At 67.6% G+C, this 22,571-nt stretch carries 16 protein-coding genes and 3 rRNA genes; 4 read left to right on the forward strand and 15 right to left on the reverse strand.

All coding sequences use genetic code 11. The features are described 5' to 3' along the window. Nucleotides 1-20: 20 nt before the first annotated feature. The 6 genes from H9L21_RS09815 to H9L21_RS09840 form a co-directional block, all read right to left on the reverse strand. A complete protein-coding gene (locus H9L21_RS09815; RefSeq protein WP_154594682.1) occupies nt 21-1,091 on the reverse strand; it encodes a tetratricopeptide repeat protein in 1,071 nt (356 codons plus the stop codon). A gap of 92 nt (nt 1,092-1,183) precedes the next feature. Beyond that, nucleotides 1,184-1,300: ribosomal RNA gene (rrf, locus tag H9L21_RS09820) — 5S ribosomal RNA — on the reverse strand. Between the two features lie 96 nt (nt 1,301-1,396). Further along, a 23S ribosomal RNA gene (locus H9L21_RS09825) occupies nt 1,397-4,502 on the reverse strand. Nucleotides 4,503-4,841: 339 nt separating this feature from the next. Beyond that, nucleotides 4,842-6,361 (reverse strand): 16S ribosomal RNA (locus H9L21_RS09830). Together the 16S, 23S and 5S rRNA genes form the textbook arrangement of a ribosomal RNA operon. A 602-nt stretch (nt 6,362-6,963) precedes the next feature. Further along, nucleotides 6,964-8,220 carry a tyrosine--tRNA ligase gene (gene tyrS, locus H9L21_RS09835; RefSeq protein WP_187411419.1) on the reverse strand — a complete coding sequence of 419 codons (1,257 nt, stop codon included), beginning with the start codon at nt 8,218-8,220 and terminating at the stop codon, nt 6,964-6,966. A gap of 123 nt (nt 8,221-8,343) precedes the next feature. Then, entirely contained in the window at nt 8,344-8,724 is a 381-nt protein-coding gene (locus tag H9L21_RS09840) for a universal stress protein (RefSeq protein ID WP_154597052.1), read from the reverse strand. Nucleotides 8,725-8,786: 62 nt separating this feature from the next. Between H9L21_RS09840 and H9L21_RS09845 the strand changes: the two genes are divergently transcribed. After that, nucleotides 8,787-9,446, forward strand: coding sequence for a DsbA family oxidoreductase (locus tag H9L21_RS09845; protein WP_255467028.1), 660 nt, complete (start codon nt 8,787-8,789; stop codon nt 9,444-9,446). 97 nt (nt 9,447-9,543) lie between these two features. Here the strand turns inward: H9L21_RS09845 and H9L21_RS09850 are convergent, their stop codons facing one another. Then, a complete protein-coding gene (locus H9L21_RS09850; protein WP_154597050.1) occupies nt 9,544-10,092 on the reverse strand; it encodes a DNA-3-methyladenine glycosylase in 549 nt (182 codons plus the stop codon). 88 nt (nt 10,093-10,180) lie between these two features. On the opposite strand from H9L21_RS09850, the gene H9L21_RS09855 reads away from it, so the two are divergent. From H9L21_RS09855 to H9L21_RS09865, 3 genes are all read left to right on the forward strand, one after another. Then, nucleotides 10,181-11,374 carry an SGNH/GDSL hydrolase family protein gene (locus H9L21_RS09855; protein WP_154597049.1) on the forward strand — a complete coding sequence of 398 codons (1,194 nt, stop codon included), beginning with the start codon at nt 10,181-10,183 and terminating at the stop codon, nt 11,372-11,374. 101 nt (nt 11,375-11,475) lie between these two features. Continuing rightward, the gene (locus H9L21_RS09860) at nt 11,476-12,840 is read left to right on the forward strand and encodes an SGNH/GDSL hydrolase family protein (protein ID WP_154597048.1); all 1,365 of its coding nucleotides are present in this window, start codon (nt 11,476-11,478) and stop codon (nt 12,838-12,840) included. 47 nt (nt 12,841-12,887) lie between these two features. Then, on the forward strand, nt 12,888-13,844 hold the full coding sequence (locus H9L21_RS09865) for a DUF2804 domain-containing protein (RefSeq protein ID WP_154597047.1): 957 nt from the start codon (nt 12,888-12,890) through the stop codon (nt 13,842-13,844). 3 nt (nt 13,845-13,847) lie between these two features. On the opposite strand, the gene argH is transcribed toward H9L21_RS09865, so the two are convergent. The 8 genes from argH to argG are packed head-to-tail and all read right to left on the reverse strand — an operon-like array spanning nt 13,848 to nt 22,557. After that, nucleotides 13,848-15,299, reverse strand: a complete 1,452-nt coding sequence (gene argH / locus H9L21_RS09870) for an argininosuccinate lyase (protein WP_154597046.1) — start codon at nt 15,297-15,299, stop codon at nt 13,848-13,850. Beyond that, a complete protein-coding gene (locus tag H9L21_RS09875; RefSeq protein ID WP_154597045.1) occupies nt 15,292-15,825 on the reverse strand; it encodes an arginine repressor in 534 nt (177 codons plus the stop codon). The genes argH and H9L21_RS09875 overlap by 8 nt, the downstream gene beginning before the upstream one ends. Continuing rightward, entirely contained in the window at nt 15,822-16,745 is a 924-nt protein-coding gene (argF, locus tag H9L21_RS09880) for an ornithine carbamoyltransferase (protein WP_154597044.1), read from the reverse strand. The genes H9L21_RS09875 and argF overlap by 4 nt, the downstream gene beginning before the upstream one ends. Further along, nucleotides 16,742-17,902, reverse strand: a complete 1,161-nt coding sequence (locus H9L21_RS09885; protein ID WP_154597187.1) for an acetylornithine transaminase — start codon at nt 17,900-17,902, stop codon at nt 16,742-16,744. Before H9L21_RS09885 ends, argF begins: the two co-directional genes overlap by 4 nt. 59 nt (nt 17,903-17,961) lie before the next feature. Continuing rightward, entirely contained in the window at nt 17,962-18,924 is a 963-nt protein-coding gene (gene argB, locus H9L21_RS09890; protein ID WP_154597043.1) for an acetylglutamate kinase, read from the reverse strand. An 8-nt stretch (nt 18,925-18,932) separates the two neighbouring features. Next, nucleotides 18,933-20,084, reverse strand: a complete 1,152-nt coding sequence (gene argJ, locus H9L21_RS09895; protein ID WP_154597042.1) for a bifunctional glutamate N-acetyltransferase/amino-acid acetyltransferase ArgJ — start codon at nt 20,082-20,084, stop codon at nt 18,933-18,935. Continuing rightward, nucleotides 20,081-21,121, reverse strand: a complete 1,041-nt coding sequence (argC, locus tag H9L21_RS09900) for an N-acetyl-gamma-glutamyl-phosphate reductase (protein ID WP_154597041.1) — start codon at nt 21,119-21,121, stop codon at nt 20,081-20,083. The genes argJ and argC overlap by 4 nt, the downstream gene beginning before the upstream one ends. A gap of 5 nt (nt 21,122-21,126) precedes the next feature. Then, nucleotides 21,127-22,557 (reverse strand): argininosuccinate synthase, encoded by a 1,431-nt coding sequence (gene argG, locus H9L21_RS09905; protein WP_154597040.1) that lies wholly within the window; start codon nt 22,555-22,557, stop codon nt 21,127-21,129. Nucleotides 22,558-22,571 lie beyond the last annotated feature (14 nt).

Raw genomic sequence — 22,571 nt, forward strand, 5'->3', positions numbered from 1 at the left:
CGCCGGACCTGTGGACCGCGTCAGTTTTCGAGTTGGTTGATGCGGTCTTGGGCGTCGGTGAGTCCGTGGGTGTCGGTGCCGGCGACGCGGTGGAACCAGGTGATGGCTTCTTGGGTGCGTCCGGCTGCGGCGAGGGTGTCGGCGTAGGCGTAGCGCAGGCGGGTGATCCAGTCGTGGCGGCTTTTGGTGTTGAGGGGTTCGGATTCGAGGAGTTGCAGGGCGGCGTCGGTTTGGCCCAGGTCGCGGCGGGCGCCGGCGATGACGATGGTGAGTTCGGTGTTGCCGGCTTCGTCGAGGGCGGCGCGGGTGGCGGGGGTGTCGTATTCGAGGGCTTTTTCGGGGCGGCCGAGGGCGCGTTCGGCGTCGGCCATCATGGGGGCGTAGATGCCGCGGCCGGTCATGCGTTTGGCGGCGCGGAACTCGGCGAGGGCTTCGGCCCAGTTGCCCAGGGCGTAGGCGGTTTCGCCGGTGGCTTCGCGGACCAGGCCGACGCGCATGGCGCGGGCGCGGGCGGCGAGGGCGTGTTTGTGGGCCAGTTCGGGGTCTTCGTGGAGCAGGATGCCGGCCATGACGAGGTGTCGGGCGACTTTGTCGGCGAGTTTGTCGGGCAGGCCTTGGAGCTCTTGGCGGGCGAACTTGTCGAGGTCTTTGGCTGAGACGTCGTCGGGGATCGGGGGGCCGTCGTAGGTCTTCTGGGCGTCGGAGCGGTCCGGTCCGGAGGCGCGGCGGTCGCGGTTGGGGCCGCCGGTGGTGGGGCGGTTGCCGGTGGTCGAGCGCGGGCCGGCGGGGCGGTTGGTGCCGGGTCGGTCGGAGTTGCGGCGGGCGCCAGAGCCGGGGGTGCGGGGGCCGCCGGTGGCCGGGCGGGAGTTGCTGCCGCCGCTGCGCGATCCGCTGCCGCTGCTGGTGGGGCGCGATCCGGAGCCAGTGGGCTTGCCGCCGCTGCTGGAGGGCCGGCTGCTGCCGCTGCTGCTGGGACGCGAGGTGCCGCCGCTGCGGGATCCGCTGCTGGTGTTGGGGCGGCCGCCGCCGCTGCGGGAGCCGCCGCTGTTGTTGTTGCGGCCTCGGCCGGCGGGGTTGCGTGATTCAGCCATGTTCTCGGGTCCTTCCGCGAGGTGTGCCCTCACGATAGGGGCACAAATGCAGCAAGGCCGCTCCCAAAGGGAGCGGCCTCGCGCTAATGATTGTCCGGCGACGTCCTACTCTCCCACACCGTCTCCAGTGCAGTACCATCGGCGCTGAAGGGCTTGACTTCCGGGTTCGGAATGTTACCGGGTATTTCCCCTTCGCCATGGTCGCCGAAACTCTATAGAGATATCAACAAGCCTTGGTGACTCTTTCGAGTCTGGCTCCCGATCATATCTCGGGAACCTCACAGTGGACGCGGTCAAACTTTGTAAGAAACAAGCCCTCGGCCTATTAGTACCGGTCAGCTCCATGCATTGCTGCACTTCTACTTCCGGCCTATCAACCCAGTGGTCTGCTGGGGGCCTTACCTGGTTAACCAGTGGGAAACCTCATCTTGAAACATGCTTCCCGCTTAGATGCTTTCAGCGGTTATCACTTCCGAACGTAGCCAACCAGCCGTGCTCTTGGCAGAACAACTGGCACACCAGAGGTTCGTCCACCCCGGTCCTCTCGTACTAGGGGCAGCCTTTCTCAAGTTTCCTACGCGCGCGGCGGATAGGGACCGAACTGTCTCACGACGTTCTAAACCCAGCTCGCGTGCCGCTTTAATGGGCGAACAGCCCAACCCTTGGGACCTGCTACGGCCCCAGGATGCGACGAGCCGACATCGAGGTGCCAAACCATCCCGTCGATATGGACTCTTGGGGAAGATCAGCCTGTTATCCCCGGGGTACCTTTTATCCGTTGAGCGACGCCGCTTCCACATGCCAGCGCCGGATCACTAGTTCCGACTTTCGTCCCTGCTCGAGCTGTCACTCTCACAGTCAAGCTCCCTTGTGCACTTACACTCGAAACCTGATTGCCAACCAGGCTGAGGGAACCTTTGAGCGCCTCCGTTACATTTTAGGAGGCAACCGCCCCAGTTAAACTACCCATCAGGCACTGTCCCTGATCCGGATAACGGACCTAGGTTAGATATCTAGTACGACCAGAGTGGTATTTCAACGTTGACTCCACCTGAACTGGCGTCCAAGCTTCACAGTCTCCCACCTATCCTACACAAGTCGAACCAAACACCAATACCAAACTATAGTAAAGGTCCCGGGGTCTTTCCGTCCTGCCGCGCGTAACGAGCATCTTTACTCGTAGTGCAATTTCGCCGAGTTCATGGTTGAGACAGCGCCCAAGTCGTTACTCCATTCGTGCAGGTCGGAACTTACCCGACAAGGAATTTCGCTACCTTAGGATGGTTATAGTTACCACCGCCGTTTACTGGGGCTTAAGTTCTGTGCTTCGCTTGCGCTAACACGTCCCCTTAACCTTCCAGCACCGGGCAGGAGTCAGTCCATATACGGCGTCTTTCGACTTAGCATGGACCTGTGTTTTTAGTAAACAGTCGCTTGGGCCTGGTCTCTGCGGCCTTCAACGCTTCTCAGAGCAAGTCTGATAACGCATCCGGCCCCCCTTCTCCCGAAGTTACGGGGGCATTTTGCCGAGTTCCTTAACCATGATTCTCTCGATCACCTTAGTATTCTCTACTTGACCACCTGAGTCGGTTTGGGGTACGGGCGGCTTTGAATCTCGCTAGATGCTTTTCTCGGCAGCATAGGATCACTCACACTCCGCTAAGCGGGTGGCATCGGCTCTCAGACATATGAGTGACGGATTTGCCTATCACTCGTCCTACGACCTTACCCGTGGACTACCATCGCCACGGATGAGCTACCTTCCTGCGTCACACCATTGCTTGCCTACTACCAGATCGGGTCATGCGCTCTGCCGCACCATTGTCTCCGAAGAGACGGAAGGTGCGGTTTCGGGCACTTAGCATCACTGGATTCAGCATGGGCGATTCAACGCCGGTACGGGAATATCAACCCGTTGTCCATCGACTACGCCTGTCGGCCTCGCCTTAGGTCCCGACTTACCCAGGGAAGATTAGCTTGACCCTGGAACCCTTGGTCATTCGGTGGAAGAGTTTCTCACTCTTCATTCGCTACTCATGCCTGCATTCTCACTCGTGTCGCATCCACGGCTGGGTTACCCCGCCGCTTCGCTCGCGACACGACGCTCCCCTACCGATCCACACGGCTGGACCACGAAGGCCTACCTCATGTGTGAATCCCATAGCTTCGGTGGATTGCTTGAGCCCCGCTAAATTGTCGGCGCGGAATTACTTGACCAGTGAGCTATTACGCACTCTTTCAAGGGTGGCTGCTTCTAAGCCAACCTCCTGGTTGTCTCTGCGACTCCACATCCTTTTCCACTTAGCAATCGCTTTGGGACCTTAGCTGATGGTCTGGGCTGTTTCCCTCTCGACAATGGAGCTTATCCCCCACTGTCTCACTGCCACGCTCTCACTTACCGGCATTCGGAGTTTGGTTGAGTTCAGTAAGCTTGTAGGCCCCCTAGCCCATCCAGTGCTCTACCTCCGGTAAGAAACGCGTGACGCTGCACCTAAATGCATTTCGGGGAGAACCAGCTATCACGGAGTTTGATTGGCCTTTCACCCCTATCCACAGCTCATCCCCCAGTTTTTAACCTAGGTGGGTTCGGTCCTCCACGCGGTCTTACCCGCGCTTCAACCTGGCCATGGATAGATCACTCCGCTTCGGGTCTAGATCGTGCAACTCAAGCGCCCTATTCGGACTCGCTTTCGCTACGGCTACGGCACTCGCCTTAACCTTGCTACACAACGCTAACTCGCAGGCTCATTCTTCAAAAGGCACGCTGTCACAATTCCCTAAGGAACAGCTCCAACGGATTGTATGCACACGGTTTCAGGTACTATTTCACTCCCCTCCCGGGGTACTTTTCACCTTTCCCTCACGGTACTAGTCCGCTATCGGTCATCGAGGAGTATTTAGGCTTAGCGGGTGGTCCCGCCAGATTCACACCGAATTTCAGGGGTTCGGTGTTACTCGGGATGACGCACAAGAGCCATGAGCTTACGGTTACGGGGATCTCACCCTCTATGTCACGACTTTCCAGTCGGTTTCACCTTCACTCATGGTTTATGACTCTTTGACTGCTCGGCAGAACAATCTGTGCGGTCCCACAACCCCTGGATGCAACGCCTGCCGGCTATCACACACCCAAGGTTTAGCCTAGGTCCGGTTTCGCTCGCCACTACTACCGGAATCACTATTGTTTTCTCTTCCTGTGGGTACTGAGATGTTTCACTTCCCCACGTTCCCTCCAAACGCCCTATGTGTTCAGGCGCAGGTACTCAGACTTTCCTCTGAGTGGGTTTCCCCATTCGGACACCCCCGGATCACAGCTCGGTTGTCAACTCCCCGGGGCTTTTCGCAGACTCCAACGTCCTTCATCGGCTCTCGATGCCAAGGCATCCACCATGTGCACTTAGTAGCTTGTTATTACTACAAAGATGCTCGCGTCCACTGTGAAGTTCTCAAAATACGATCGGTCCCGTACAAATTTCCACGCCTACATCATTCCGAAGAATCATGTGGTTCGTGGGGTGTACGGTCCGAGGAATCCAACATTAGATGCTGATCCCTCAGGACCCAACAGTGTGCCTGAGTTGACGCCGTGTCCCACCGAGTTTCCACGCTCCCCCGAAGAGGAGCAGTACTGACGATGTTCCGCCGGCGACAAGCCAAATAGTCGACGTCCACTAGTGAGCTGGACCGCGTCAGACATTTGCTGACGAACGAGTCCGCCTGGACTCCACGAGGGAGCCAGATGCTCCTTAGAAAGGAGGTGATCCAGCCGCACCTTCCGGTACGGCTACCTTGTTACGACTTCGTCCCAATCGCCAGCCCCACCTTCGACAGCTCCCTCCGTAAACGGTTGGGCCACTGGCTTCGGGTGTTGCCGACTTTCATGACGTGACGGGCGGTGTGTACAAGGCCCGGGAACGTATTCACCGCAGCGTTGCTGATCTGCGATTACTAGCGACTCCGACTTCATGGGGTCGAGTTGCAGACCCCAATCCGAACTGAGACCGGCTTTTTGGGATTCGCTCCACCTCGCGGTTTCGCAGCCCATTGTACCGGCCATTGTAGCATGCTTGAAGCCCTGGACATAAGGGGCATGAAGACTTGACGTCATCCCCACCTTCCTCCGAGTTGACCCCGGCAGTCTCCTATGAGTCCCCACCATTACGTGCTGGCAACATAGGACGAGGGTTGCGCTCGTTGCGGGACTTAACCCAACATCTCACGACACGAGCTGACGACAGCCATGCACCACCTGTATACCGACCACAAGGGGGCGCCTATCTCTAGGCGTTTCCGGCATATGTCAAACCCAGGTAAGGTTCTTCGCGTTGCATCGAATTAATCAGCATGCTCCGCCGCTTGTGCGGGCCCCCGTCAATTCCTTTGAGTTTTAGCCTTGCGGCCGTACTCCCCAGGCGGGGCGCTTAATGCGTTAGCTGCGGCACGGAGACCGTGGAAGGTCCCCACACCTAGCGCCCAACGTTTACGGCATGGACTACCAGGGTATCTAATCCTGTTCGCTCCCCATGCTTTCGCTCCTCAGCGTCAGGTAATGCCCAGAGAACCGCCTTCGCCACCGGTGTTCCTCCTGATATCTGCGCATTCCACCGCTACACCAGGAATTCCGTTCTCCCCTGCATACCTCTAGTTTGCCCGTATCGTAAGCACGCTCAGGGTTGAGCCCTGAGTTTTCACTTCCGACGTGACAAACCGCCTACGAGCCCTTTACGCCCAATAATTCCGGACAACGCTCGGACCCTACGTATTACCGCGGCTGCTGGCACGTAGTTGGCCGGTCCTTCTTCTGCAGGTACCGTCACTTTCGCTTCGTCCCTGCTGAAAGAGGTTTACAACCCGAAGGCCGTCATCCCTCACGCGGCGTTGCTGGATCAGGCTTTCGCCCATTGTCCAATATTCCCCACTGCTGCCTCCCGTAGGAGTCTGGGCCGTGTCTCAGTCCCAGTGTGGCCGGTCACCCTCTCAGGCCGGCTACCCGTCGTCGCCTTGGTGAGCCATTACCTCACCAACAAGCTGATAGGCCGCGAGTCCATCCCATTCCGCCGGAGCTTTCCACCACCAGAAGATGCCTTCGGTGGTCGTATTCGGCATTAGCCAGCGTTTCCACTGGTTATTCCGATGAATGGGGCAGGTTACTCACGTGTTACTCACCCGTTCGCCGCTCGTGTACTCCCGAAGGAGCCTTACCGCTCGACTTGCATGTGTTAAGCACGCCGCCAGCGTTCGTCCTGAGCCAGGATCAAACTCTCCGTTGAAAATCTCCCACACCCGAAAGCATGGTCAACATCTAGAAAATTTGATTCCTGACAAGTTATGACTGCTGACAGTCATTAGTTGTCGGAATTGTCCCTGCGGCTCCGCGCGAAAACCAAACCACTTAAGGCCCAGAATTCCTTCGTTTGCCGCCGGGGTACTGATAATAATTCGTCGACTTTTGGCACACTGTTGAGTTCTCAAGGATCAGACGCACACCACCAACCCACCATCACTGGCAAGCCCGCAGGGCAACTCGTCTAATTTACATCGCCGTTTTCACCAGGTCAAACCCGGGTCGGTCACGATGTAGCGCTACGTTTTCCGCGGCCAGTCTCCGGCCCTCTCACGAGTGCCTGGCGTTAACCGCTTCGGTCTGCGCTTCGCTGCGCCGTTCGGTGCAACAAGAAGAACATTACACAGACGTTTCCGGCGATGGCAAATCGCATCCGCGGTGTGCTGCGTCACACCTGGAATCGCAGTCGTTTTCGTGCCCGTTGGGGCCTCTGAGGCCCCTGTGACCGGCCGAGCAACGACGAACGGCGGCCGACCACCGGACTCCGAGGAGACCGGCGATCGACCGCCGTCGAGCGCGATCGTGGGGTCAGACGACGCGGACGCCCGACACCGAGCGCTTGCCCTTGCGCAGGACCACCCAGCCGCCGTGCAGCAACTGGTCGCCGGAGAACGTCTGGTCGGGGTCGTCCACCCGCTCGTTGTTGACGTACGCTCCCCCGTCCGCGACGGCACGACGCGCGGCCGACTTGGACTCCGCCAGTCCCGAGGCGATGAGGGCGTCGACCAGCGTGGTCTCCGGGGAGACCTCCACGGCACCGGCCTCACGCAGCGCGGCCGCGAGGGTCGACTCGGGCAGGTCACGGAGCTCCCCCCGGCCGAAGAGCGCACCGGAGGCCAACTCGGCCGCCTGGGTCTCGCTCTCGCCGTGCACGAGCGTGGTCAGCTCCGCCGCCAGCCGGCGCTGGGCGGCTCGCGCCCCCGGCCGCTGCTCGTGCTCGGCCATCAGGGCGTCCACCTCCTCGACGGACAGGAACGTGAACTGCTTGAGGTACTCCCCCACCTTCGAGTCCTCGGCCTGGATCCAGGACTGGTAGAACGCGTACGGGCTCATCAGGTCCGGGTCGAGCCAGATCGTGCCGGACTCGGTCTTGCCGAACTTGGTCCCGTCGGCCTTCGTGATCAGCGGCGTGGCCAGCGCGTGGACCTTGCCGCCGTCAGCCCGCCGGATCAGCTCGACGCCGCCGGTCAGGTTGCCCCACTGGTCGCTGCCGCCGGTCTGGAGCACCGCCCCGTGCCGTCGGTAGAGCTCGAGGTAGTCCATCGACTGCAACAGGATGTAGCTGAACTCGGTGTAGCTGATCCCCGACTCGAGCCGGCTGGCCACGACGTCGCGCGCCAGCATCCGGTTGACGGGGAAGTGCTTGCCGATGTCGCGCAGGAAGTCGACCACGGACATCGGCTGGGTCCAGTCCAGGTTGTTGACGACGGTCGCGCCGTTGTCGCCCCCGAACTCGACGAAGCGCGAGACCTGGGCCTGGATCCGGTCGACCCACTCGGCGACGGTCTCCTTGGAGTTCATGACGCGCTCACCGGACTGCTTCGGATCGCCGATGAGGCCCGTCGATCCGCCCACGAGCAGCAGCGGCCGGTGGCCGGCCAGCTGCAGGCGCCGGGCGGTCAGGATCTGGAGCAAGTTGCCCACGTGCAGGCTCGGGGCCGTCGGGTCGAAACCGACGTAATACGTGATCGGCCCCGCATCCATCTCGGCGCGTAGAGCGTCGAGGTCGGTCGAGTGCGCGATCAGTCCGCGCGCCTGCAGGTCGTCGATCACATGGTTCGTCACACGGCCAAGGTTATCGGCGCTGGAATCGCAGCCCTCACGAGGCTGCGGGCGTGGGCAGCCCCGCCGAGGCGATCGACGGGCTCACGAGCCTGGGGATCGGCGCGACGACGCTGCGTCGACGCGTCAGGGCTTGACGGCGATGACGGGCATCGGCGCGTCGAGCAGGATCATCTGCGTGACGCGGCCCATGAGCATCTTGCCCACGGGGGTGCGCTTGCGGATGCCGATGACCAGACGATCGGCACCCGAGTCCACGGCCTGGTCGATGACCACGTCGGACACCGACAACGACGCAGCACGGCGGACCTCGTACTCGATGCCCTCGAGGTCGAAGCGCTCGGTGAACTCGGAGAGGTCGATCTCCTCCGGCTCGTCGAACTCCGGATCGATCTCGCTGACCGTGATCAGCACGAGCTTCTCCTTGTTCGCCTCGGCCTTGGCGGCGGCCCACAGGACCGCAGCGCGGCCGTAGTCGTCCGGGCGGTACGCGACGGCGATGGTCATGGAGCGAGACTATCGCCGTCGTCGCGGGAATGGCGGGGTGGCACCCCGGTGTTGTCACGTGCGTGAACAACTCCTCCCCCCGTGCGGTCAAGGTCGACATCTGGTCCGACATCGCCTGCCCCTGGTGCTTCGTCGGAAAACGCCGCTTCGAGCGGGCCGTCGCCGACTGGGACGGCGACGTCGAGGTCGAGTTCCACAGCTTCGAGCTCGCGCCCGACACGCCCGTCGACTTCGAGGGCAGCGAGGTGGACTTCCTGGCCCACCACAAGGGCATGGACCCCGCGCAGGTCGCGCAGATGCTGCAGCAGATGACAGTTCTGGCCGCCGAGGAGGGCCTGTCGTACGACTTCGACGCGCTGCGTCACACGAAGACGCTTCTCGCCCACCAGGCGTTGCACTTCGCCAAGGCGCACGGCCGCCAGAGCGAGCTGAAGGAGCGCCTGCTCTCGGCCTACTTCGAGCAGGGCCGCCACGTGGGACGGATCGACGAGCTCGTCGAGCTGGCCACGGAGGTCGGCCTGGACGGCGAGGACCTGCGCCGCGACCTCGAGTCGGGCCGGTACGCGGCCGATGTCGACGCCGACATCGCCCAGGCGCGCGCCTACGGGATCACCGGGGTGCCGTTCTTCGTGTTCGACGGTCGCCTCGGCGTCTCGGGCGCGCAGGCTCCCGAGACGTTCCGTGAGGTGCTCGAGCGCGTGGTCGCGGAGGCCTCGGCATGAGCGGTCCGTTCGAGATAGTGGGCGACGACGACGCGCCCACGTGCGTCGACGGCGTCTGCGAGATCCCGTCGGCCGCGAAGCCGTCGGAGACCGACGATCACGCCCGAGGGTGGCGCCGGTAGGCCGACACGGTCGGGTCGTCCTCGGCCCAGAACCGCCACGGCGCGTCGGCGTTGAGCCGCACACCCACCCGGGGACCGGCCACGAGCGTGGGCCGATCGACCCGCTCGCCGAGGTACACCGGCACCGGCTCGAGCAGGTCCGTTCCCAGGTCCAGACTCGTGATCCCCAGCGCCTTGGTGAAGTTGCCCGGACCGCGGGCGAGGGCGTGATCGGCCACGGGGCCGCGGCGCTGTCGCGCCACCTCGATGCCCTCGACGATCTCCCCCGCGCGGATCAGGACGGCGGCGGCCTGCTCGGTCGGACCCGTCACGACGTTCGCGGCGTGGTGCCCGTGGATCCGGTAGACGTACAGCCGCCACGGCGGGCCGTACATGATCTCGGAGCGCGGTGTCCGCACGAAGGCGTGCGAGGCCGGGTCCTCGATCCCGCCGTACGCCTCGACCTCGGTGATGCGCGCGACCACGCCGTGACCGTGCAGCAGTCGGCCGACCAGGTCGCGCGCGCGTTCGGTGACCTCGGGCATGGGCCCTGACTATCACGCTCGCCAGGTGGCCTGCCTCGCGGGAGCGTAGCGTGATCTACATCACACTTGCATCCCACGAGGAGCCATCGTGTCCACTTCCCGCCGTCGTTCCCTGACCGCCGTCGCGACCCTCGCCCTCGCCGCCGCACTGGTGGCCCCGACCCCCGCCACCGCCGCCGAGCGGCCCTCCCCCGGACACCGGAAGGCGCCTGTCCCGACCGAGCGTTACGTCGCCATGGGCGACTCGTTCGTCTCCGGCCCCGGCATCGAGCGCCAGCTGGACGGGTGCGGGCGCAGTGACAAGAACTTCGTCCGTCTCGTCGCCGCCGGCCTGCGCGTGGCGTCGTTCAAGGACGCCAGCTGCGGGGCGGCGCAGACGAAGAACTACTGGGAGCCGCAGGTCGTCAACGGCTACACGAACCCGGCACAGCTCGACGCCCTGGATCGCAGCACCACGCTGGTCACCCTGGGGACCATGGGCGGCAACGACGTCGGCCTGGTGCAACTGGCCACGCAGTGCATCGCCGTCGGGTGCAGCACCCTTCCGCCGGAGCAGTACACCGCCGCCATCGACGCCCTCGTCCCCGTGTACCGACGGGTGATCCGCGAGGTCCGCGCGAGGTCCCCGCGCGCCCAGATCGTCGCGGTCGGCTACGGCACGTACGTGCCCCGCGAGCGGTGCGCGGCGCTCGGCAACGCGACGGAGGCCGACCTGGCCTACCTCCAGGGCATGATCGACCGACTGAGCGACATGATCGGCAAGGTCGCCCGGGAGCAGCGCATCGCCTTCGTGGACATGCGCGCGATCAAGGGCTGGCGGGAGCACACGGCCTGCGCCGAACCCGCCGACCAGTGGATCCGCGGTCTGAACCCCTACGGCGACGGCATACCGCTGCATCCCTCGACCACCGGCATGGAGCAGATGGGCGCCCAGGCCCTCAAGGTCATCAGCCCGCTGGTCGCGCGCCGCGCGGCGGAGCGACGGGTCAAGGCGGCTGCCGCGAGCGTTCGGGTGCGCGCCGTCTGCTCGGGTCCGCGCCGGAGCAGGAAGGTCACGATCCGCACCACCGGCGGGAAGGGACTCGTCGCGGTCGCCTCCTTCCGCGTCGGCCGCCAGTGGGTCGGCACCGACCGCCGAGCCCCGTTCTCGGTCAAGCGCACCGCGCGGTGGGTGAAGCGACAGACGGCGCGTGGCCCCGTGCGGGCCACCGTCGTGCTGCGCGCCGGGGACGTCCGACTGCGGACCACGGTGGCGACCCCGCGTCCGCCCTGCCTGCGCTGAGCCGAGCAGGACGGGGTCGAGCGATTCGGTGATTTCACTCAAATCACACCAGGCCCAGGGGTAATGTGGTGTCTCCGGCGTGTTGAGGAGAGAGAGGCACCATGCCCGTCTCCGTCAGCCCGTGGCGCTCCGCGATCGCGGCGCTCGCCCTGGCCGCGCCGCTGCTGACCGTGGCGCCTGCCTCGGCCACCGAGGGCGGGGTCGCCCCCGTCTGGGACCGCACCGCGAACGGTGAGCGCTACGTGGCCCTGGGCGACTCCTTCGTCGCAGGTCCCGGCCTGCCGGGGACACGCGATGCCGGGTGCGGTCGCAGCGAGGTCAACCTGCCCAGCCTCCTGGCCGCGCAGCTCGACGTGGCGTCCTTCACCGACGCCAGCTGCAGTGCCGCCCGAACCACGCACCTCTGGACGCACCAGCAGGCCAACGACACGCGGAACCCTCCGCAGCTCGCGGCGCTGGGGCCGGACACGACCCTGGTCACCCTGGGCCCGATGGGCGGCAACGACGTGGACGTGCCCGGCCTGGCCTGGACCTGCGTCTCCGTCGGCTGCAGCCAACTGCCGGTCGAGCCCCTGTACGCGGCGATCGACGAGCTGGCCCCGGTCTACCGCTCGGCGATCGCGGAGGTGCGCCGGCGGGCGCCGCGGGCCCAGATCCTCGCGATCGGCTACGGCGTCTTCGTGCCGGACCGGTCCTGCGACCGACTCGGGCAGGCCACCCCCGCCGACCTGAGCCACCTGCAGGGCGTCGTGGATCGCTTGAGCGACACGATCCGCACCGTCGCCGCCGACGAGGACGTCACGTTCGTCGACCTGCGGGCGATGGCGGGTTGGGACGAGCACTCGGCCTGCGCCGATCCCGCCGACCAGTGGATCCGCGGGCTCGAGGCGTTGGAGGACGGTGGCGCCCCGTTGCACCCCTCGGCCCTGGGCATGTCCGCGATGGCGACGCACGTCCTGAAGACGATCCGGCCCTCCGAGACCGCCTCACCGACCGAGGCCGAGCCGGCCCCGCCGACCGAGGCCGAGTCCGCACCGGCGACCGCAGGTCCCTCCGCCCCGCCCGTGGTCACGCCCGCGCCGGCGACACCGGGACCGACGACGCCGACCCCCGCTCCCACCACCCGTCCGCGCACGGCGACACCTCCGCCGCCCTCGTCGGCGCAGCGTGTCACCGCGGCCGCGAAGTCGCTGCGGGTCCGTGCCCAGTGCGTCGGGCCGCGCCAGCAACGACGCGTCCGGCTGAGCGTCTCGGGCGGGCACGGACTGGTCACTCGGGCGACGTTCCGCATCGGCAAGCGGCCCATCGCGACCGATCGGCGGGCGCCCTTCGCGACCACCCGTCGCGAGTCGGCGTTGCGGCGCGCGAAGGTCCGAGGTCGAGTGCTGGCGGCGGTCACGCTGCGGCACGGCGCGGTGGTCCGCACCACCACCGTCTCGACGCGACTGCCGGGCTGCCTGCGCTGACCGCCGGCGACGCCGGAGGCACTGCGACCCGCCGTAGGCTTCGGGACATGTCGGAGATCGCCCAGCCCGTCGACCTCGCGGTCGGTCGCCGTTTGAACCCGGACGCCGTCGGCTGGACCCGCCGCCCCCTCCACCGCACCAGCCTGCCGCGGACCGGGCGGGTCAAGCGTTGGGAGTACTGGGGCGTCGTGACGCGCCGCTTCGTGCTCGGACTGACGATCGCCGACCTGGACTACGCGAACCTCACGCAGATCTACGCCTACGACCGGCTGCGGCACCGCGAGGTCAGCCTCGACACCACCGATCTCGGTCCCCTGCGCCCCGGTCTGCCCGACACGCTCCCCCCGTTCACCGCGTCGAGCGGGCCGCTGACCTTCTCGGACCACGGTCGCGGCACGCGCATCAGCGTGGAGCACGAGCGCGTCAAGGTCGCGCTCGAGGCGGTCGGCGGGGACGACGCGCTCGGCGTCGTCGTCCCGTGGAGCTCGCGCCGCTTCCAGTACACGCTCAAGGAGGTCGCCCGTCCCGTCAGCGGCACCATCGAGGTCGACGGTGAGCGCGAGGCCGTCCTGGCCGGCTGGGGAGTCCTCGACCGTGGGCGCGGCGTGTGGCCCTACCGCATGACTTGGAACTGGGGAGCCGGCATCGGTGACGTCTCGGGGCGCCGGATCGGGCTGCAGGTGGGTGGCCGCTGGACCGACGGCACGGGCCAGACCGAGAACGGCCTCTTCGTCGACGGCCGCCTGCACCACTGGACGGACGACCTCACCTGGGAGTACGACCTCGAGGACCCGGAATCGACCTGGACGGTCACCGGACCGGACCTCGAGGCCGTCCTGACCCCGTTCCACCGACGGGTCGCGTCGACCCAGCTCGGCGTGATCGCCTCCCGCACGCACCAGGCGTACGGCCGGTGGTCCGGCTGGGCGCGGGGCAGCCGCGGCGTCAGCTACCGCCTGGACGGCCTCGTGGGCTGGGCCGAGGAGGCACGCAACCGCTGGTGAGGCTCAGATGCGGCTGCGCAACTCCGCCAGCTGCTCGGTGACCCGGGCCTGCGCGGTGCCGCCGCGGCCGTCGCGCGAGGCGATGGAGCCGGCGACCGTCAGGACCTCCCGCACTCCCCCGGGCTCGGACGCGCCCGCCAGGTGCGGCGAGATCGCCGCGAAGTCCTCGTCGGAGAGGTCCCACAGCTCGATGCCGCGCTCCTCGCACACGCGCACGCACGCGCCGGAGAGCTCGTGGGCGACGCGGAACGGCACGCCCTCACGGACGAGCCACTCGGCGATGTCGGTCGCGAGCGCGAAGCCCTGCGGCGCGAGCTCGGCCATCCGGGTGGTGTTGAACTCCAGGGTCGCGACCATGCCGGTGAAGGCCGGCAGCAGGACCTCGAGCGTGTCGATCGAGTCGAAGACCGGCTCCTTGTCCTCCTGCAGGTCGCGGTTGTAGGCCAACGGCAGCGCCTTGAGCGTGGCCAGCAGACCGGAGACGTTGCCGATGAGGCGACCGGCCTTGCCCCGCGCCAACTCGGCGATGTCGGGGTTCTTCTTCTGCGGCATGATGCTGGACCCGGTCGAGTACCCGTCGTGCAGCGTGACGAAGTCGAACTCCTTGGTGTTCCAGATGATGATCTCCTCGGCCAGGCGGGAGACGTCGACGCCGATCTGGGCCGTGACGAAGGCGAACTCCGAGACGAAGTCGCGCGACGACGTGCCGTCGATCGAGTTGGCCGCCGACCCCGTGAAGCCCAGGTCCGCTGCGACGGCCTCGGGATCCAGTCCCAGGGACGAGCCGGCCAGGGCCCCCGAGCCGTACGGGGACTCGGCGCCGACGCGCGCGTCCCACTCGCGCAAGCGGTCCAGGTCGCGCACGAGCGGCCAGGCGTGCGCCAGCAGGTGGTGCGACAGCAGGACCGGCTGGGCGTGCTGCAGGTGGGTGCGGCCCGGCATGGGAGCGCCGAGGTGCCGCTCGGCCTGACCGGCGATGGCCTCGACGAGCTCACGGACCAGCGAGGCCACCTGCCGCGCGTGGTCGCGCAGGTAGGCACGGAAGAGCGTCGCGACCTGGTCGTTGCGCGAGCGTCCGGCCCGCAGGCGGCCACCCAGATCGGCGCCGAGACGCTCCATCAGGCCGCGCTCGAGCGCGGAGTGCACGTCCTCGTCACCGGGCTCGGGACGGAACGCCCCGGACCGGACGTCGCCGTCGAGCGCGGCGATGCCCTCGGTCATGGCGGCGTAGTCCTCGTCCGACAGCAGGCCCGCGGCGTGCAGGACCCGAGCGTGGGCGCGCGAGCCGGCCAGGTCGTAGGGCGCCAGGCGCCAGTCGAAGTGGGTCGAGCGCGAGAGCTCGGTCAGCTCGGGCGACGGGCCCGAGGCGAACCGGCCGCCCCAGAGCCGCGAATCGGCGGGCTCGACGTCGGCGGAACCGGGAACGGCGGGGGTCAGATCAGGCGAGTCAGTCATCGAGGGGCACCTTACGGGCGAGGGAAGTGAGATGGGCGGCGAGGGCCTCGCCGCCGGAGGGGTCGCGCGCGATGAGCATGACCGTGTCGTCGCCGGCGATCGTGCCGAGCGTCTCGGTCATCTGCACGTGGTCGATCGCGGAGGCCAGGAACTGCGCGGCCCCGGGCGGGGTGCGCAAGATGACGAGGTTCGCCGACGACTGCGCCGAGACCAGCAGCTCGCGCAAAAGCCGCTGCAGGCGGGTCTGTGCCGCCGAGGAGTCGGAGGCCGCGCGGACACTGCGGTCGCCGCCCTCACCGGGGACGGCGTAGACGAGCGTGCCGTCGCCCTGGCGTACGCGGACCGCGTCGAGCTCGTCGAGGTCGCGCGAGACGGTGGAGGCCGTGGCGTTGACGCCCCGCTCGCGCAGGAGCTCGACGAGCTCACCTTGGGAGTGGACGTCGCACGAGCCCAGCAGATCGACGATCAGCTGCTGACGCGCCGCCTTCGTCGCGGGAATCATCGCCGGGCCCCCGGGCGCCGTCATGACCGCTCCAACAACCAGGTCAGGATCGCCTTCTGGGCATGGACGCGGTTCTCGGCCTCGTCCCACACGACCGACTGCGGTCCGTCGATGACGTCGGCGGCGATCTCCAGCCCTCGGTACGCGGGCAGGCAGTGCAGCACGATCGCGTCGGGGTCCGCCTGCGCCATGAGGTCGGCGGTGACGGAGTAGTCGCCGAACAGGGCGACCCGCTCGGCCTTCTCGTCCTCCTGGCCCATCGAGACCCACGTGTCGGTGATGACGACGTCGGCGCCGGCGACCGCAGCGACGGGGTCGGCCGTGATCGTCACGGAACCACCGGTCCGGGCCGCGATCCGCTCGGCGTCGGCCACGATCGCGGGATCGGGCTGGAAGCCCTCGGGAGCGCCCACGCGGACGTGCATGCCCGCCGTCGCGCCACCCAGGACGTACGAGTGACCCATGTTGTTCGCGCCGTCGCCGACGTAGGCCACCTGCAGTCCGGCCAACGCGCCCTTGTGCTCGATCACGGTGAGCCAGTCGGCCAGGATCTGGCACGGGTGGAAGTCGTCGGAGAGGGCGTTGACGACCGGCACGCCGGCGTACTGCGCCATCTGCTCCAGACCCTCCTGGGCGTAGGTGCGCCACACGACGGCGCTGGCCATGCGGCCGAACACGCGCGCGGTGTCGGCGATCGGCTCGCCGCGACCGACCTGCGTGACGCCGGTGTCCATCACCACGGGGTTGCCGCCGAGATCGGCGACGCCGACGGCGAAGGACACCCGGGTGCGGGTCGAGGACTTGTCGAACAGCACCACGACGGACTGCGGGCCGGCCAGCGGCTTGCGCGAGTACGGCTCGGCCTTGAGCTCGGTGGCGAGCGCCAGCACCTCGGCCTGCTCGGCCGGGCTCAGGTCGTCGTCGCGCAGGAAGTGCCGCGTCATGCCAGCACCTCGTCGATCACGGCCGACAGCGTCCGGACCGCATCGGCGGCCTCGTCCTCGGTGAGGATGAGCGGCGGCGCGAGCCGGAGCCGGTCGGGAGTCGGGGCATTGACGATCAGCCCGGCGTCGAGGGCCGCCCGCTGGACGTCGGCAGCCCGCGGCTCGGTCAGCACGACACCGCGCAGGAGTCCCCGGCCCGTCACGGCCGCGACCCGCGCATGGCGGCCCAGGCCGTCGGTGAGCTGGTCGCCCCGGCTGCGCGTCGCGCTGAGGAGGTCCTCGGACTCGATCGTGGACAGCACCGCCAGAGCGGCCGCCGTGGCGACGGGGTTGCCGCCGAACGTCGTGCCGTGGTTGCCCGGCCCGAGCAGCGAGCCGGCGTCGCCGAGCGCGACGAGCGCACCGATCGGCAGCCCTCCGCCCAGGCCCTTGGCCAGCGTGACCAGGTCGGGCCGCACCCCGGAGGGCGAGTGACCGAACCAGTCGCCGGTGCGGCCGATGCCGGTCTGGACCTCGTCGAGCCACAGCAGCGCACCGTGCTCGGTGGTGATCCGGCGGGCGGCCGCCAGGTAGTCGTCGGGCGGCACGATGACGCCGGCCTCACCCTGGATCGGCTCGAGGAGCACGGCGGCCACGGTCTCGTCGACGGCGGCGGCGAGCGCTTCGGCATCGCCGTACGGCACCCACCGGACGTCGCCGGGCAGCGGCTCGAACGGCTCGCGGTACGCGGCCTTGGACGTCAGCGCCAGCGCGCCCATCGTCCGGCCGTGGAACGAGCCCTCGGCGGCGACGATCGTGGTGCGCCCGGTGCGCCGGGTGGCCTTGAACGCGGCCTCGTTCGCCTCGGTGCCGGAGTTCGTGAAGAACACCCGGCCGCCGGCCTCGCCGGCGTCGAGCAGCTCGAGCAGCTTCTCGGCCAGCTCGATCTGCGGGGCCGAGGCGAAGAAGTTGCTGATGTGGCCCAGCGTCTGCAGCTGGCTCGTGACGGCTTCGAGGATCGCGGGGTGACCGTGCCCCAGCGCGTTCACGGCGATGCCGCCGAGCAGGTCGAGGTAGCGATTGCCGTCGGCGTCCCACACGTGGGAGCCCTCGCCGCGGACGAGCACCCGCAGTGGATCGCCGAACGTGTTCATGAGGGACGAGCGGTACCGCTCCATCCACTCCGGGCCGCCGGGACGCGGCTCGCGGCCGTGGATGACGACCCCTTCGGGGAGGTTCACGCCTGCTCCTTCGCACTCGTCGTGTAGAGGGCCGACCGGATCTTGGTCTGCGCTCCGTCCAGCACCTGCGTGCCGACGCCCTCGTCGGTGAAGATCTCGAGCAGCACGGCGTGCTCCTCGCGACCGTCGACGACCGTCGCGCGCTTGACCCCACCACGGACCGCCTTGAGGCAGGCGGTCATCTTGGGGATCATGCCGCTCGCGAGGTCCGGCAGGATCGCCTCGAGCGACTCAGGGCTGATCTCGCCGATGACGTCGCTGCTGGTCGGCCAGTCGGCGTACAGGCCCTCGACGTCCGTCAGCACGAGGAGCTTCTCGGCGCCCAGTGCGACGGCCAGCGCGGACGCGGCGGTGTCGGCGTTGACGTTGAGGACCTGACCGTCGGCGTCGGGAGCGATCGTCGAGACGACCGGGATGCGGCCGGCCTCGATGAGGTCGATCACGGCCTCGGGCCGCACGCCCACGACCTCGCCGACCAGGCCGACGTCGACGGGCTCGCCGTCGACGAGGGGCATCGTGCGCTCGGCGCGGAAGAGGCCGCCGTCCTCACCCGACAGACCGACGGCGAGATCGCCGTGCGTGTTGAGCAGGCCGACGAGCTCCGGGCCCACCTGGCCCTTGAGCACCATCCGGACGACCTCCATCGCCTCGGGGGTGGTGACGCGCAGGCCGCCGCGGAACTCCGAGTCGATCTGCAACCGCTCGAGCATCGCGCTGATCTGGGGGCCGCCACCGTGCACCACGACCGGCTTGAACCCGGCCAGGCGCAGGAAGACGATGTCCTCGGCGAAGGCGCGCTTGAGCTTCTCGTCGGTCATGGCGTTGCCGCCGTACTTCACCACGACGATCTTGCCGTGGTAGGCCTTCAGCCACGGCAGGGCGTGCGCCAGCGTGGCGGCCTTGGTCGTGGCTTCAGCCCACGCCTCGGGTGCCCATTCGGTCAGTCGGTTGTCGCTCATGTGCTTCCTCAGGTCGAGTAGGCGGAGTTCTCGTGCACGTAGGCGTGCGTCAGGTCGTTGGTCCAGATGGTGGCGCTGTGGTCGCCGGCCTTGAGGTCGATCGTCACGGTGACCGATCGCGGCTCCAGGTCGACCAGGTCGATCGACTCGCCGACACCGGAGTTGCGGCACACCCACACGTCGTTGACGGCCACGTCGAGGTCGATCGGGTCGAACTGCGCGGTGGTCGTCCCGACCGAGGCCAGGATGCGGCCCCAGTTGGGGTCCTTGCCGTAGATCGCGGTCTTGAACAGGTTGCTGCGGGCCACGGAGCGCCCCACCTCGAGCGCATCGGCCTCGCTGGCGGCGTTGATCGTGGTGATCGCGATCTCGTGGTCGGCGCCCTCGGCGTCGGCCAGCAGCTGCAGCGCGAGGTCGCGGCACACGGTGGTCAGCGCCTCGGTGAACTCGTCCGGATCGGGCGACACCCCGGAGGCGCCCGAGGCCATCACCAGCACCGTGTCGTTCGTGGACTGGCAGCCGTCGGAGTCGAGGCGGTCGAAGGACACCGCGGTCGCCGATCGCAGCGCGGTGTCCAGCGTCGTGGCGTCGACGTCGGCGTCCGTGGTGATGACGACGAGCATCGTGGCCAGCGCCGGGGCGAGCATGCCCGCACCCTTGGCCATGCCGCCGATGACCCATCCGTCGCCGCCGGCCGTGGCCTGCTTGTCGACGGTGTCGGTCGTCATGATCGCGGTCGCCGCGTCGTGGCCGCCCTCGGGCGACAGCGCGGCGAAGGCGGCGTCCACCCCGGCGAGCACCTTCTGCTCGTCGAGGAGGCGGCCGATGAGGCCCGTCGAGCAGACCTGCACGTCGATCGCGCCGATGCCCAGGTGCTCGGCGACCCGCTCGGCCGTGCGGTGCGTCGCGGCGAATCCCTCGGGGCCGGTGTAGCAGTTGGCGCCACCGGAGTTCAGGATGATCGCCCGGGCGCTGCCGCCCTTGATCGCCTGCTCGCTCCAGATGACGGGGTGTGCCTTGCAGCGGTTCGAGGTGAAGACGGCGGCGGCGGCCGACGACGGGCCCTCGTTGACGACGAGGGAGATGTCGGGCTTGCCCGAGTCCTTGAGCCCGGCGGTGACGCCCGCGGCCCGGAACCCCTGTGCAGCAGTAACGCTCATGGCGCGACTCCGATCGTGGTCAGGCCGGTGGTCTCGGGCAGGCCGAGGGCGAGGTTCATCGACTGGATCGCGCCGCCCGCCGTGCCCTTGACCAGGTTGTCGATGGCGGTGACGGTGACGAGGCGGCCGACCCGCTCGTCCACCGCGATCTGCACGTGGGCGACGTTCGCGCCGAGCGTGGCAGCCGTGGTGGGCCACTGCCCCTCGGGCAGCAGCGCGATGAACGGCTCGTCGCCGTAGGCCTTCTCGTAGACGGCCCGCGCCGCGTCTGCGTCGACGCCCGGAGCCAGCCGCGCGGTGGCGGTGGCCAGGATGCCGCGCGCCATCGGCACCAGGGTCGGCGTGAACGAGATCGTCACGTCCTCGGCGCCCGCCCGGGTGAGGTTCTGGGCGATCTCGGGGATGTGCCGGTGCGTGCCACCGACGCCGTAGGGCGAGGCCGAGCCGAGCCCCTCGGACGCGAGCAGATGCGGCTTGAGCGCCTTGCCCGCGCCGGAGAAGCCGTTGGCCAGCACGGCCACCAGGTCGGTCGACTCGACGATCCCGGCGGCGACGGCCGGCTGCAGTCCCAGCGTGACCGCGGTGACGTTGCAGCCGGGGACGGCGACCCGGCGGACTCCGGAGAGGGCGTCGCGCTGACGTCCCTCACCGGTGATCAGCTCGGGCAGTCCGTACGGCCACGTGCCGGCGTGCTCGCCGCCGTAGTACTGCACCCACGCATCCGGGCTCTCGAGCCGGTGGTCGGCACCGCAGTCGATGACGAGGACGTCATCGGGCAGCTGGGCGGCGACCTCGGCGGACGCCCCGTGGGGCAGCGCCAGGAAGACGACGTCGTGACCGGCCAGGTTCTCGGCCGTGGTCTCGCCGACGATGCGGTCGGCCAGCGGCAGCAGGTGCGGCTGGTGCTGGCCGAACCGCGTGCCCGCGGTCGACGCGGCCGTCAACGCCCCGATCTCGACCTGCGGGTGCTGCAGCAACAGCCGGAGCACCTCTCCCCCGGCGTAGCCGGTGGCCCCCGTGACAGCAGCTCTGATCATCGCGCTCAGTCCGTCCCGAACTCCATGGCGGCTGCCTCGAGCGCGGCCTCCTCGTCACCCTCGACGGAGGGGTTGGCCTCGATCCGCATGGCGCCGCCGGCGGGCAGCTCACCGAAGAGCGTGCCGTTCTCGACGAGCACCTGACCCTGGTCGAGCGGCTGCGAGGCGTACATCTCCAGCTTGGCGCGCGAGTCGGCGATGTCGAGGTTGCGCATCGTCAGCTGGCCGATCCGGTCGACCGGGCCGAACGCGGCGTTCTCGGTGCGCTCCATCGACAGCTTGTCGGGGTGGTACGAGAAGTTCGATCCCTGCGTGTCGGTGATCGTGTAGTCCTCGCCCCGCCGCAGCCGCATCGTGACCGAGCCGCTGACCAGCGAGGCGATCCACCGCTGGATCGACTCACGCAGCATCATCGCCTGCGGGTCGAGCCACCGGCCCTCGTACATCAGCCGGCCCAGCCGACGGCCGTGCTGGTGGTAGTTCGCGATGGTGTCCTCGTTGTGGACGGCGTTGACCAGCCGCTCGTAGGCGATCCACAGCAGTGCCATGCCCGGCGCCTCGTAGATGCCCCGGCTCTTGGCCTCGATGATCCGGTTCTCGATCTGGTCGGACATGCCCAGGCCGTGACGGCCACCGATCGTGTTGGCCTCGTGGACCAGGGCGACGGGGTCGTCGAAGCGGACACCGTTGATCGCGACCGGCCGGCCCTCCTCGAACGTGACGGTCACGTCCTCGGCGTCGATGTCGACGGCCGGGTCCCAGAACTTCACGCCCATGATCGGGTCGACGGTCTCGAGGGAGACGTCGAGGTGCTCGAGGGTCTTGGCCTCGTGGGTCGCGCCCCAGATGTTGGCGTCGGTCGAGTAGGCCTTCTCCTGGCTGTCCCGGTACGGCAGGTCGTGGTCGGTGAGCCACTGGCTCATCTCCGCGCGCCCGCCCAGCTCGTGGACGAAGTCGGCGTCGAGCCAGGGCTTGTAGATCCGCAGCTCGGGGTTGGCCAGCAGGCCGTAGCGGTAGAACCGCTCGATGTCGTTGCCCTTGAAGGTCGAGCCGTCGCCCCAGATGTTGACGCCGTCCTCCTGCATCGCGCGCACGAGCAGCGTGCCCGTGACGGCGCGGCCGAGCGGCGTCGTGTTGAAGTACGTGCGGCCCGCCGACTTGATGTGGAAGGCGCCGCAGGCCAGCGCGGCCAGACCCTCGTCGACGAGGGGGCGCTTGCAGTCGATCGCGCGGGCGAGCTCGGCGCCGTACTCCATGGCGCGGCCGGGAACGCCGGAGATGTCCGGCTCGTCGTACTGGCCGAGATCGGCCGTGTAGGTGCAGGGGACGGCGCCCTTGTCGCGCATCCATGCGACGGCGACGGAGGTGTCGAGACCGCCGGAGAAGGCGATGCCGACGCGCTCGCCGGCTGGCAGACTGGTGAGGACCTTGGACATGTGGAACATTCTTG

The organism is Aeromicrobium senzhongii, assembly GCF_014334735.1.
In the GTDB taxonomy this organism is placed as follows: domain Bacteria; phylum Actinomycetota; class Actinomycetes; order Propionibacteriales; family Nocardioidaceae; genus Aeromicrobium; species Aeromicrobium senzhongii.